Below are 12,695 nucleotides of genomic sequence, written 5' to 3' on the forward strand. Positions count from 1 at the left end.
GTGTTTGTCCCTGTTTTGCCCTTCCGTTTTCAAGCGCATCACTTTTTACTGTTTCCCTGTTTCCATGATCGACATCCAACTCCTCCGTAAAGACATCGACAACGTCGCGGCCCGCCTGGCGGCGCGCAAGTTCGTCCTCGATGTGGCCGGCTTCAATGCGCTCGAGGCTGAGCGCAAGCAGATCCAGACCCGTACCGAAGAACTGCAGGGCAAGCGCAACAGCCTGTCCAAGCAGATCGGCATGCTCAAGGGCAAGGGTGAGGATGCCTCCGCAGTGATGGCTGAAGTCAACGGCATCGGCGACGAGCTCAAGGCCTCGGCCGCGCGCCTGGACGAAGTGCAGAACCAGATGCACGCCTTCCTGCAGGCCGTGCCCAACCTGCCGCACGAGTCGGTGCCGGTGGGCAACGACGAATCCGGCAACGTGGAGCTGCGCAAGGTCGGCACGCCCAGGAGCTTCGACTTCGAGGTGAAGGATCACGTCGACGTCGGCGCGCCGCTGGGCCTGGACTTCGACACAGCGACCAAGCTGACGGGCTCGCGCTTCTCCACCCTCAAGGGCGGCATGGCCCGCCTGCACCGCGCGCTGGCGCAGTTCATGCTGAACACCCACACCGGCGATCACGGCTACACCGAGTGCTACACGCCTTACATCGTCAATGCCGATACGCTGCGCGGCACCGGCCAGTTGCCCAAGTTCGAGGAAGACCTGTTCGCCGTGAAGAAGGGCGGCCAGGAAGGCGAGGCCGAAAACGCCGCGCTGTACCTGATCCCGACCGCGGAAGTGCCGCTGACCAACTTCGTGCGCGACGAGATCGTGGCCGGCGATGCGCTGCCGATGAAGTTCACCGCGCATTCGCCGTGCTTCCGTTCGGAGGCCGGCTCCTACGGCCGCGACACCCGCGGCATGATCCGCCAGCACCAGTTCGACAAGGTGGAAATGGTGCAGATCGTGCATCCGGAAAAGTCCTACGAGGCGCTCGACGAGATGCTGGGCCACGCTGAAGCCATCCTGAAGAAGCTCGGCCTGCCGTACCGCGTGATTACGCTGTGTACCGGCGACATGGGCTTTGGCGCGGCCAAGACCTATGACATCGAAGTCTGGCTGCCGGCGCAGAACACCTACCGCGAGATCTCGTCGGTGTCGAACTGCGAAGCCTTCCAGGCGCGCCGCATGCAGGCGCGCTTCCGCAACGCCCAGGGCAAGCCCGAGCTGCTGCACACCCTCAACGGCTCCGGCCTGGCGGTGGGCCGCACCCTGGTGGCGGTGCTGGAGAACTACCAGCAGGCCGACGGCAGCGTGGACATCCCCGAGGTGCTGCAACCCTATATGGGCGGCATCGCCAAGCTGACGCCGGGCGCCTGATCCGCGTTCTCAGCGTCCCAAGAACAAACGGCCGCTCCGTGATGGAGCGGCCGTTTTGTTTGGTACATGGCGCGTGGCGTGAGTCGCGCTGAAAACGTTTTCTCGCCAGGTGAGCTTAGTTGTCGTTCAAGGCCCAGGAGAAGGCCACCGGGATGCGGCGTTCGATGAAGAGACTGTTGCCCTGGGTCTTCTTGGCCTGCTTCTTGGCCTTGGTGGCGGCCGAGGCAATCTGGTGCGGCGACGAGTATTGCGAGGGCTCGATCTTCACTGCGCCCAGCGAGATCGACACCAGCGGGTGCATCACGCAGTTGCCCTGGCGATCTTCTGAGTGATAGCCGCCGCGCTCCAGGTCTTCGTCGTAGTAGAAGGCCTTGGATTCGGCTTCGAAGTTCTCCAGCATCGCGCGGCAGCGCTTTTCCCAATCCTCGCTCTGGAACATGATCAGGAAGTCGTCGCCACCGATGTGGCCGATGAAGTCGAGGTCGCCGTCGCAGCCTTGCTGCAGCACGCGGCCGGTCAGCTGGATCATGTCGTCGCCCTTGCGATAGCCGTAGACGTCGTTGAAGGGCTTGAAATGGTCCAGGTCGCAGTAGCAGATGCAGAATTCCACGCCGCTTTGCAGCAGATACTCGATGTGGTCGTTGATCGGCACGTTGCCCGGCAATTGCGTGAGCGGGTTGGCGTGGCGCGCGGCGTCGATCTGCATCTGGGTGATCTCGCGCAGCAGGTCGTGGCCGGTGCCCAGGCCCATGTACTGGCCGCGGTCGGTGATGATGAAGCCGTTGGACAGGTGGTGCGACTCGGCCTGCACCAGCAGGTTGGAGAGGTCTTGCAGGCTGGTGTCCTGCTCGGCCAGGATCGGGTTGGGATCCATGAAGAAGGCGCAGGATTTCTTGCCGTACAGCTCGCGGCCATACAGGCGGGCGAAGCGCTCGACCATGCTGTAGCGGTTGATCAGGCCGATCGGCAGGCCGTTGCTGACCACCGGCAGGGCCTGCAGCTGCGGATCGTTGACGAACATGTCGTAGACGGTATCGTTGGTCACCTCGGGCGAGACATACTGGGTCTCGCGCAGCAGCTTGAAGACGGTGGCGTTGCGCTTGGCCTGGCCGTATTTGTTGGCGGCCAGCGGTACCTTGTCGCGGCGCAGGGTCTTGGTGACGTCTTCCGAGATCAGGCGCGGCGGCTCCGAGGTCGGGCGGGCGATGTGATAGCCCTGGCCGCAGGCGATGCCGAGGTCGCGGATGGTCAGCAGCTCAGCCTGCGATTCGATGCCTTCGGCGATCACGATGGAGCCCGACTTCTCGGCGATCTCCTGGATCGAGCGCACGAACTGCAGCTTCATCGGGTCGTGGTTGATGCCCTGCACGAAGTGCATGTCGATCTTCACGTACTCGGGCTGCAGCTCGGACCACAGGCGCAGGCTGGAGAAGCCCTCGCCGAGGTCGTCGATGGCGATCTGGAAGCCCATGTCGCGGTAATGCATGGCGGCATTGCGCAGCAGGGCGTAGTCGTAGGTCGGCTCGTTCTCGGTCAGTTCGATGATGATGCGCTGAGGATTGACGCCCAGCTTTTCCAGGTAGCGCAGCGTCTCGCCCTGAATCGCCTCGGGCTGCATCAGCGCGCCCGGGGTGACATTGAGAAACAGGTTGCCCGGCAAGCCCAGCTGGGCGAAGCGCGCCAGCACGATGTGGCGGCACAGGTATTCCATCTGTACCGACAGATTGTGCGCGCGCGCCACCTTGAACAGCGCCAGCGGCGAATGCAGCGGGGTATTGGAGGGGCCGCGGATCAGGCCTTCGTAGCCCAGGATCTCGCCGTTGCGCATGCGCACGATGGGTTGGAACAGCGCCGTCAACTTGCGTTGGGCGATGATTTCATGCAGCAGCGACAACATCGGATCCCCGGCATTGGACTGGGCGCCACCGGCTGCACGGGCGATCAGATCGGCAGCTTCAGCGCCGAGCGGGAAGGGGGCATTGGATAGAGGCGCCATTTGGCAGAATCCGAGGTGAATGGTTCCAAAGAACGAGAAATAATTCGCCGATGCTAGAAGTCATTTATGACAAGATGATGATAAAACGTCAGCCGGCGAACGTTTTTGCATGAAAAGAACAGGGCGTTTTGATTTGCGTCACCTGGCATCTCATCGGCCGGGAGGGCGCGGGTGAAAATGGTGGGGCGTGGCGGTAGAAAGTTGGCGGAAAAGAAAATAATTTTCGGAAGAGTGTTTCCTTCTTAAAATTTCTCTGCTATAGTCGCTGTCTTTGCTGCACCACGCAGTGAACGACCGAAGTTAACCGGAGAGGTGGCAGAGTGGTCGAATGTACCTGACTCGAAATCAGGCGTACGTGTGAGCGTACCGTGGGTTCGAATCCCACCCTCTCCGCCAGTTGGCTCAAAAAAAATAGCAGTAAATGAATAAGGCTCTGAAATTTTCAGGGCCTTATTTTTTTGTCGTCTTCCGGTAGGTGATCGGTGTTATCGCCCGCTCGCGCAAGTCCGCTCTTCGCGGCCGGCGCCGGGAGGAAGGCGATATCAATTCAATTCACCCGATTTGCCCATCCGCGGCATCGTTGCTCTCAAGGGGAGGGAGCGGCGACGTCGTCTGCCAGGCCGCATTGGCCTGATGCGTATTCAGTAGGTTCTCGCGCATCGGGACTGCCTGTGGTTTATTTTCATCCCCGCTCACGATCTTGTGCCGCCGGTTCGCTGGCCTTGTTATATTCGTAAAAAATCGTAAGCCTTCGAAGCGGGCCCAATAAATGTCCTTGAATCGTCTGTTCCGGCTGATTTCCTTCGCATTGCTGATGTTGTTTCTGGCGTTGGCGGTCTCGCTGGTCTGGATCGAATGGAGCATTTACCAGAGCGGCGCCAACAGCGTGCCGGCACTGAAGCATTTCCGCCTCGGCCTGATCGCGATGGAAAGGCTCTCCATCGAACGCGCGCCGGCCAATGCCTACATGGGCTCGACCGCCGATACGCGTGACCGCTTCTACCAGGAACTGCAGGCCGCCCGCGCCGCCACCGACAGCGCCCTTGCCGAGCTGCGCAGCGCGCTGGAAAAAGATCCCGCCAAAAACCGTTCCGGCCTGGTCGAAAGGGTGGGCACCGTCCAGCAGGCGCTGGTGCCTGCGCGCGCCGCGGTCGATCGCGTCGCGCTGCAGCCGGTGAATCAGCGCACGCATCTGTATGTCGCCTCGGCTGTCAGCGGCATGGTGGACATGATTCCGGTGATGGTGCGCGTGACCGGCGAGTTGGCCAACATTGTCGACCAGTCCGACCCCGACCTTCGCGACGGCCTGGCCGGGGTGCGCGCCGCCGCCAGCCTGCGCGAATATGCCGGCCAGATCGCTTCGCGCCTGACGCCGTCGATGATTACCCGCCGGCCGCTGGACTCCGACGAAGTGATCGAGATCGGCCGCCTGTACGGCCGCATCGACCTGCTGCGCTCGTTGCTCAGCGCGCAGTTGGCGTCTTACGCCGGGCGTCCGGAGTTCGAGCGCGCGCTGGACGATATGGACAAGCAGTATTTCGACAACGGCTTCCAGTTCCTGGACTATCTGCTGCAGGTGGGGCTGAAGTCGGGCGATTATGGCGTGACGCCGTCCGAGCTAGCCGGACGCTACGTGCCCGAGATGAAGTCCATCCTCGACCTGCGCGACCTGCTGTTGAACGACATGATGGTGCGCGCCGAGCAACGCAACGTGCAGGCACGCAATTTCCTGGTCACGGTGATCGGCCTGACCATCATCGCCTGTCTGTTCTTCCAGCTGCTGATGTACATGATCCGCAAGCGCGTGGTGCGGCCGCTGGTCGATGCCACCGACCTGGTGGTGGGGCTGGTGGACGGCAAGCTGGACCAGGAGATTCCCAAGGGGCGCTACGACGATGAGATCGGCGGCATGATGCGCGCGCTGCGCGTGCTCAAGGAGCGCATCCTTGAGCGTAACAGCCTGGCCAAGGAACGCGAGGCGCTGATCACGCAGCTGCAGACCTCCTCCAACACCGACTTCCTGACCGGGCTGCTGAACCGCCGGGCGTTCTTTTCTTACGGCCAGCAGCAGATGGGCGTGGCGCAACGCTACGAGCGCGCCTTGTCGGTGGTGCTGTTCGACATCGACCATTTCAAGCGCATCAACGATACCTACGGTCACCTCTCGGGCGACGCCATCCTGCGCGGCGTCGCGCAGACCGCCTCGCAGCTGCTGCGCAAGGTCGATGTGCTGGCGCGTTATGGCGGCGAGGAGTTCATCGTGCTGCTGCCCGAGTCCGACCTGGCGCAGGCCCGCGCGGTTGCCGAGAAACTGCGCGAGGCGCTTGCAAGTCGCGATTTCGAGATCGACGGCGGCCAGCACATCCGCGTCAGCGCCAGTTTCGGCGTGGCGACGCTGGCCGAAGGCCGGGGGCTGGAACAGCTGATCAAGCTGGCCGATACCGCCTTGTATGTGGCCAAGGAGCAGGGGCGCAACCGGGTCGAAGTGGGCGATTGAAATGAATGTTCTGATCCGGCGCGCCGTGTCGCAGGCGTCGGATTATTTTGGATGCCGGAGTTGACTCCGGTTTTTTTGCGACCTATTATGTTCGCGCGAACATTGATTTTGGAACAGGGCGGGCACGCGCTGCAAGGCGCCACGCCGCCCCTATAAAAGGAGACAAGCCATGATCACGCAACAGCAGGTATCGCAATACCGGGAAGAGGGCTGGCTGGTGGTGCCCGAGCTTCTCAACGACCTGATGCGCCAGCGCATGAAGGATGCTCTGGCGCAATGGGTGGAGCAGTCGCGCAAGGTCAGCAGCCACACCGACGTGTTCGACCTGGAGCGCGGCCACACCGCGGCCGAGCCGCGCCTGCGGCGCATCAAGCAGCCGCACAGGAATCATCCGGTGTTTGAAGAGTTCATCCGTTCCAAGCCCATGCTTGAGGTGCTGGCTGCCTTGCTGGGGCCGGGCCTGCGCCTGCAGAACTCGAAGCTGAACCTGAAGTCACCGCGCTTCGGCTCGCCGGTCGAGTGGCACCAGGACTGGGCCTTTTATCCGGCCACCAACGACGACATCCTGGCCGTGGGCGTGATGCTGGACGACACCTCGCTGGAGAACGGCGCCATGCTGGTGGTGCCCGGCTCGCACAAGGGGCCGACCTACGACCACCACGATGCCGACGGCCGCTTCTGCGGCGCGCTCGATCCCAACACGCCGGGGCTGAACCTGGACCGTGCCGTGCCCATCGTCGGTCGCGCCGGATCGGTGTCCTTTCATCATGTGCGCGCGGTGCACGGCTCGGCGCAGAACCGGTCAACCATGTCGCGCAACTTCCTGCTTTACGAAGTGAGCGCGTCGGATGCCTTCCCGCTGATGGGCGTGCCCAACTTCGAGGAATTCAACAGCCTGCTGCTGCAGGGCGAGCCCACCATCGTGCCGCGCTTTCGCGATGCGCCGGTGCGCATGCCGCTGCCGCCGGCGCTGAACCAGGGCTCGATCTACGAGAACCAGTCCTCCAGCGGCAAGCGCTTCTTCGAGCAGGTCGAGGTGCCGCAGCAGGCGGCCAGCACCTGACTTCCGGTTCATCCTTTCGGGGCTGAGACGTCCCGGCACGATCCGCCGCCAGCGCCCGTCAGGGCAATGGCGGCGGACAACGAACATCTTGCAGAGGCGACCACCCATGCAAACGTTTCGCGTGTATCAATCGCTGTGGGCCATGGAGCGGCGTCGCCCGGACGGCCAGGAATGGACGCTGGAGCAAAAGCTGGCCATGATCCGCGACGCCGGCTTCGACGGCGCCGGCGTACGCTTTTTTGACTACCAATACGCCCGCACCGTGACGCAGTTCCTGCGCGAGCACGGCATGAGCTGGCAGGCCCAGTGTTATCCACGCACGGTCGACGAGCTCAGGCCCATCATCGAGCACGTGCGGGAGCTGGGCGCCGATCACATCAACCTGCAGGCCGACGTGCGGCCCTATACGCTGCAGGAGTGCATTCCCTACATCGAAGGCTGGCGGCGCCTGGCCGACGATGCCGGCATCGCGTTGCATATCGAGACGCATCGCGATCGCATGACCACCGATCTGTTCTTCACGCTGCATCTGCTGGACCGCTTCCCCGACCTCAGGCTGACTGCCGATCTTTCGCACTACGTGGTGGGGCGCGAGTTCGCCTGGCCGATCGACGAGACCAACCATGCGCTCATGCGCAGGATCATCGACAACGCCTGGGGCTTCCACGGGCGCGTCGCCAGTCGCGAGCAGATCCAGCTGCAGCTGGAGTTCCCGCAGAACCGCAAGTGGCTGGAGCTGTTCATGGGCTGGTGGGAGTACGGCTTTAACAGCTGGATGGCGCGCGCCGGCGAGGATGCGGTGCTGACCTTCCTGTGCGAGCTCGGCCCGCCGGAATATGCCATGACCGGCGCCGATGGTTACGAGCTGTCGGATCGCTGGGCCGAGGCGCAAACCATGATGGGCATGGTGCGCGATCTTTGGCGGCGCTGTGACGAGAAGCGTGCCGCCGCGCCGCCGGCCGCAGTGCGCAAGCGCGCCTGACGACGCAGGCGGCAGTAACTCAATTCATTCAGGCATCAAACCAGCAAGGAAGGAGCAGTAACGCAACGTCCAATCGAAGGAAGGCGAGACCCGTGCCGGACACACAACAAACACAGCCGGCCGGCGCATGGAAACGCGCGCCGCATGGGCTCGCCATACAACAGGAGAGAGACACATGAACACAATCGCAGGCACCCGGGGCCACCGGGTCGATCACGGCCGTCCGCACGCCATCGGGCCGGCCTCCTCATCCACCGAGGCGCCCAGCGAGGCCGAGGTCCGGGCGCGCAAGATGGCGCTGCGCTCCTCGGTCATCGGCACGGCGCTGGAATGGTACGACTTCTTCCTCTACGGCACGGCGGCGGCGATCGTCTTCAACGTGCTGTTCTTCACCAAGCTCGATCCGATGATGGGCACGCTGGCGGCCTTCGGCTCCTACGCGCTGGGCTTCGTGGTGCGCCCGCTGGGCGGCTTCGTGTTCGGCCATCTGGGCGACAAGATGGGGCGCAAGAACGTGCTGGTGGTGACGTTGCTGATGATGGGGCTGTCCACCACGCTGATCGGCGTGTTGCCGACCTATGCCAGCGTCGGCATCGCCGCGCCGATCCTGCTGACCTTGCTGCGCCTGGTGCAGGGCTTTGCCGCCGGCGCCGAATTCGGCGGCGCGGTGACCATGTCGGCTGAGTACGCGCCGGTGGAAAAGCGCGGCTACTACGCCAGCTGGCCGGGCGTCGGTGTGGCGCTGGGCGTGGTGCTGTCGGCTGGCGCCTTCGCGCTGGTGCGCATGCTGCCGGAGGCCGATTTCATGAGTTACGGCTGGCGCATTCCGTTCCTGCTGTCGTCCATCGGCCTGGCGGTGGGCATCTATATCCGCCTGTTCGTACAGGAGTCGCCGACCTTCGAGAAGATGAAGGCGCGCAAGACTGTGGCCAAGGCGCCGGTCAAGGCGGTGTGGCAGGAGCAGAAGCGCAGCCTGCTGATCGCCATCGGCGCGCGTTTTTCCGAGAACACCGCAGGCTACATCTTCCAGGTGTGGGCGCTGTCTTACCTGACCACGCAACTGAAGGTGCCGGCCAGCATCGGCCTGACCGCGGTGCTGATCGCGGCCGGCATCGGCGCTTTGCTGAACCCTGTGTGGGGCGCGCTGTCGGATCGCATCGGTCGGCGGCCGGTCTATATCCTCGGGATCCTGGTGATGATCTTCGGCGCCCTGCCGTTCTTCTGGATGCTGGAAACACGTGAGACGCCAATGATCATCGGCGGTTTCATCCTGATGATCGTATTCGGGTTGTATCCGATGTTCTCGGTGCAGGCGGCGTTCTTCGCCGAGCTGTTCCCGCCGCGCATGCGCATGAGCGGCATCTGCACCGCGCGTGAGTTGTCCTCGGTCATCACCGGCGGCATGGCGCCGGTGATCGCCACGGGCCTGCTGGCCTACTACGGCGGCAGCTACTACCCGATCGTCGCCTATATCGTCTTCATGGGCGCGGTGGCGCTGGTGGCGTTGCTGGTGGCGCCGGAGACGCGCGGCATCGTCTATGACGAAGACCAGTAGGAGCGCGGACTACACGACAAAGGCCGGCGTCGATGCCGGCCTTTTCTTTACGGCGCGTACAGGGTGTCAGGTGCTGTCGCGTTCGATGATGGAATAGCCCAGGTCGCAGACCGGTTGCTCCACGTTGCGGCCGTCGAAGCGCGTGAGCAGCATGTCGGCCGCGGTGAGGCCGATCTGGTGCGCGCTGATCTGCACCGTGGTCAGCGCCGGCAGCACTTCCGGCGCAATCTCGAGGTTGGCAAAGCCGGCCAGGGCGATGCGTCCGGGCACGGCTACGCCGCGCCGCGCGCATTCCATGGCGGCGCCGGCGGCGATGACGTCGTTGCTGAAGAAGGCGGCGTCCACATCAGGGTGGCGATCCAGCAGCATGGCAATGGACTCGCGGCCGGCGTGCAGGAAGGAGCCCATCGGCACCCTCACATGCACCGGCTCGGCCGCGCCCAGCGCCAGCAGCGCGGTGCGCATGCCGGTGAAGCGCGCCATGCCGCGCGGATCTTCGCCGCCGACGAAGGCCATGCGGCGATATCCCTTGTCGTGCAGGTAATTGCCCATGGCGCGGCCGGCGTCGACGTTGTCGAAACCGGCCAGCATATCGATCGGCCGCCTGGTCAGGTCCCAGGTTTCGACCACCGGGATGCCTGCCGCCTTCAGCCGCTGGCGCGTACGCGCGGTGTGCTGCACGCCGGTCAGCACCAGACCGTCCACGCGGCGGCCGATGAAGGCTTCCACCAGCGCGGTCTCGGCTTCTTCGGAGTAATTGGTCTGGCCCAGCAGCAGCTGATAGCCCTGCAGGCTGAGCCGTTCGGACAGCCCGCGCACCGTCTCGGCGAAGATCGAGTGGCTGATCGTGGGCACGATGGCCGCGACGATGCGGGTGCGGCGCGAGGCCAGGCCGCCGGCCAGCAGGTTGGGGATGTAGCCCATGCTGGCGATGAAGGATTCGACCTTGGCGCGGGTGTCGGGAGAGACCTTTTCCGGCGTGTTGATCACGCGCGATACCGTGATGTGCGATACGCCGGCGGCGCGGGCGACGTCTTCCTTGGTGACGGCGCGCGCCGGGGCGGCGGGGCTGCTGGTCTCTGGTTTTCTTTTCATGGGGGCAGTGGTGGGCGGGCCGGGTTGGCAAGCATAGCAGGAGCGGGCGGGCGCGGCAGTTGCGGAAAACCGCAGCCGGGCGCGCTATGCTCAGTCGCGGTCGTTGAACGCCGAAATGTGCGACACCTGGAACACACCCGACAAGGATTGCAACTCGTTGCGGTGCATTTCGGCCAGGCGGTGCAGGTATTGCTCGCCCAGCTCGGTCAGGCGTACCTGGACCAGGCGCTTGTCGCGGTCGTCGGGGGCGCGCGTGACCAGGCCGGCTTTCACGCAGCGTGTGACCAGCGCCACCACGCCATGGTGCTGGGACTGCAGGCGCTCGGCCAGCTCGCTGATGCTGGCCCACTCGCGCCCGGGGAAGCCCTTGATGTGCAGCAGCAGCAGGTATTGCAGCGGGGTAATGCCTTCGCCCTGCGCGGCATCTTCGGAGAAGCGCAGGAAGCGGCGCAGTTGGTAGCGGAATTCGGAGAGCGCCTCGAAATCGTCTTTTTGCAGGCGGGATGTGCTTTTCATGATGGCTGCGACAGTAAAGGGCTTGCCTGAATGCCATCGTTCAGGAATAGGCCTCGGGTGGATCGGGACATATGTATCATCTTGTGATGTAATTGCGCTTTGGCCGCGCAGCGAGTGCGAAACACGCAGAACAGACAAAAGCGCGCGCCAGCGTCCAAGGTGTAGTGGAAGTCACGAAAACGGATATGCCCGATTCTATCTTGCTGTGGTTCAAAAGTTTCATTCCTGCCCGAAGCAATGTCGACCGCTTCGAGCGGATGCGGTCCTGCGCCGGCAGCCTGTTCGGCATCCTGCTGGTGGGGCTGATCAGCTACGCAGTGCTGCCGCACGAGGCGCGCACGGTCTGGCTGATCGCGCCCATGGGCGCCTCGGCGGTGCTGTTGTTCGCGGTGCCGTCCAGCCCGCTGGCGCAGCCGTGGTCCATCATCGGCGGCAACCTGTGCGCGGCGGTGATCGGCGTGGCCTGCGCCAGATTGATCGCCGAGCCGGCGCTTGCGGCGGCGGTGGCGATCTCGCTGGCCATCGGGGCGATGTTCCTGCTGCGTTGCATTCACCCGCCCAGCGGCGCGGTGGCGTTGACGGCGGTGCTGGGCGGGCCGGTGGTGCACGAGATGGGATTTTCCTTCGTGCTGGTGCCGGTGCTGCTGAACTCGGTGCTGCTGCTGGCGACCGCGCTGTTCTTCAACAACGCCACCGGGCGCCGCTATCCGCACGCGCAGCAGAGCGCCGCGCCGCATCCGCACCAGACCCGGGACGAGCCGCCGATCACCCGCCTGGGGTTCTCGCATGAAGATCTCGATGAGGTATTGAAGGGCTACAACCAGGTGCTCGACATTGGCCGCGACGACTTGGAGGAAATCTTCCTGCAGACCGAAATGCGCGCCTACCATCGCCGCTTCGGCGAGACCCGCTGCGCGGCCGTGATGTCGCGCGATGTGGTGGCGGTGGAGTTCGCCACCAGCCTGGATGAAGCCTGGCGCCTGCTGCAGATGCATCGCCTGCGCGCCTTGCCGGTGGTGGACCGGGCGCGCCACGTGATCGGCATCGTCAGTCGCACCGACTTTCTCGAGCATGCCGGCGTGGAGGTGCATACCGGCCTGGCTGCGCAACTGCGCAAGCTGCTGCACCGCGTGCCGTTCTCGCACTCGGATAAGCCCGAGGTGGTTGGCCAGATCATGAGCCGGCCGGTGATTTCGGCCACTATCGACACCCCCGTGCTGGAGCTGGTGCCGCGCATGGCCGAGGGCTTGCATCAGATTCCGGTGCTGGATGCTGACGGCAAGCTGGCCGGCATGATGACGCAGTCCGACATGATCGCCGCGTTATACGAGAAGAACCTGGCGGCCGCGCGCGGCGCGCCGGGATTGCGCAGCGTGGCTTGACAGGGCGCGCGGGCAGGGTGATTCTGGGTGCTTGGCGCCGGTCTTGCGGGGCGTCGCGCATGACCTTGCGAGGAGGCGCAGATGAGGATGATCACCTTGGTAGTAACCGTTTCCCTGGCGCTGCTCGTGGCAGCCTGCGAGCGCAAAGGCGGCAATCCGCCCAAGCCGGTGACGTCGGCGCTGACGGCGTCCGCGACCATATCGTGAGGCCCGAGCCGCCGGGGAGTGAGGGCGATGTGTGAG

At 64.2% G+C, this 12,695-nt stretch carries 10 protein-coding genes and 1 tRNA gene; 8 read left to right on the plus strand and 3 right to left on the minus strand.

The genetic code is table 11. From position 1 onward, the window contains the following. Positions 1–64 precede the first annotated feature (64 nt). Entirely contained in the window at positions 65–1,366 is a 1,302-nt protein-coding gene (serS, locus tag J8I26_RS01860) for a serine--tRNA ligase (RefSeq protein WP_209603515.1), read from the plus strand. A gap of 115 nt (positions 1,367–1,481) precedes the next feature. Here serS and J8I26_RS01865 read toward each other — a convergent pair whose 3' ends face one another. Further along, positions 1,482–3,362: a GGDEF domain-containing protein gene (locus J8I26_RS01865; RefSeq protein WP_209603517.1), complete on the minus strand. Its 1,881-nt coding sequence runs from the start codon at positions 3,360–3,362 to the stop codon at positions 1,482–1,484. Between the two features lie 306 nt (positions 3,363–3,668). Between J8I26_RS01865 and J8I26_RS01870 the strand changes: the two genes are divergently transcribed. The 5 genes from J8I26_RS01870 to J8I26_RS01890 all read left to right on the plus strand — a co-directional run bounded on the left by J8I26_RS01870 (position 3,669) and on the right by J8I26_RS01890 (position 9,459). Beyond that, a tRNA-Ser gene (locus tag J8I26_RS01870) sits at positions 3,669–3,758 on the plus strand. 373 nt (positions 3,759–4,131) lie between these two features. After that, positions 4,132–5,859 carry a diguanylate cyclase gene (locus J8I26_RS01875; RefSeq protein ID WP_209603519.1) on the plus strand — a complete coding sequence of 576 codons (1,728 nt, stop codon included), beginning with the start codon at positions 4,132–4,134 and terminating at the stop codon, positions 5,857–5,859. A gap of 169 nt (positions 5,860–6,028) precedes the next feature. After that, positions 6,029–6,922 carry a phytanoyl-CoA dioxygenase family protein gene (locus J8I26_RS01880; protein WP_209603520.1) on the plus strand — a complete coding sequence of 298 codons (894 nt, stop codon included), beginning with the start codon at positions 6,029–6,031 and terminating at the stop codon, positions 6,920–6,922. Between the two features lie 106 nt (positions 6,923–7,028). Further along, positions 7,029–7,904 (plus strand): TIM barrel protein, encoded by an 876-nt coding sequence (locus J8I26_RS01885; protein WP_209603522.1) that lies wholly within the window; start codon positions 7,029–7,031, stop codon positions 7,902–7,904. Between the two features lie 175 nt (positions 7,905–8,079). Beyond that, positions 8,080–9,459, plus strand: coding sequence for an MFS transporter (locus J8I26_RS01890; protein WP_245200017.1), 1,380 nt, complete (start codon positions 8,080–8,082; stop codon positions 9,457–9,459). Between the two features lie 66 nt (positions 9,460–9,525). On the opposite strand, the gene J8I26_RS01895 is transcribed toward J8I26_RS01890, so the two are convergent. Together J8I26_RS01895 and J8I26_RS01900 are read right to left on the minus strand one after the other, a co-directional pair. After that, complete coding sequence (locus J8I26_RS01895; protein WP_209603524.1) at positions 9,526–10,554, minus strand: LacI family DNA-binding transcriptional regulator; 1,029 nt, start codon at positions 10,552–10,554, stop codon at positions 9,526–9,528. Between the two features lie 90 nt (positions 10,555–10,644). Continuing rightward, the gene (locus tag J8I26_RS01900; protein ID WP_209603526.1) at positions 10,645–11,070 is read right to left on the minus strand and encodes a MarR family transcriptional regulator; all 426 of its coding nucleotides are present in this window, start codon (positions 11,068–11,070) and stop codon (positions 10,645–10,647) included. Between the two features lie 185 nt (positions 11,071–11,255). Between J8I26_RS01900 and J8I26_RS01905 the strand changes: the two genes are divergently transcribed. After that, on the plus strand, positions 11,256–12,452 hold the full coding sequence (locus tag J8I26_RS01905) for an HPP family protein (protein ID WP_209603529.1): 1,197 nt from the start codon (positions 11,256–11,258) through the stop codon (positions 12,450–12,452). 81 nt (positions 12,453–12,533) lie between these two features. Further along, positions 12,534–12,659 (plus strand): hypothetical protein, encoded by a 126-nt coding sequence (locus tag J8I26_RS22765; protein WP_280868023.1) that lies wholly within the window; start codon positions 12,534–12,536, stop codon positions 12,657–12,659. Positions 12,660–12,695 lie beyond the last annotated feature (36 nt).

Source organism: Herbaspirillum sp. LeCh32-8 (assembly GCF_017814915.1).
Classification (GTDB): Bacteria; Pseudomonadota; Gammaproteobacteria; order Burkholderiales; family Burkholderiaceae_D; genus Herbaspirillum.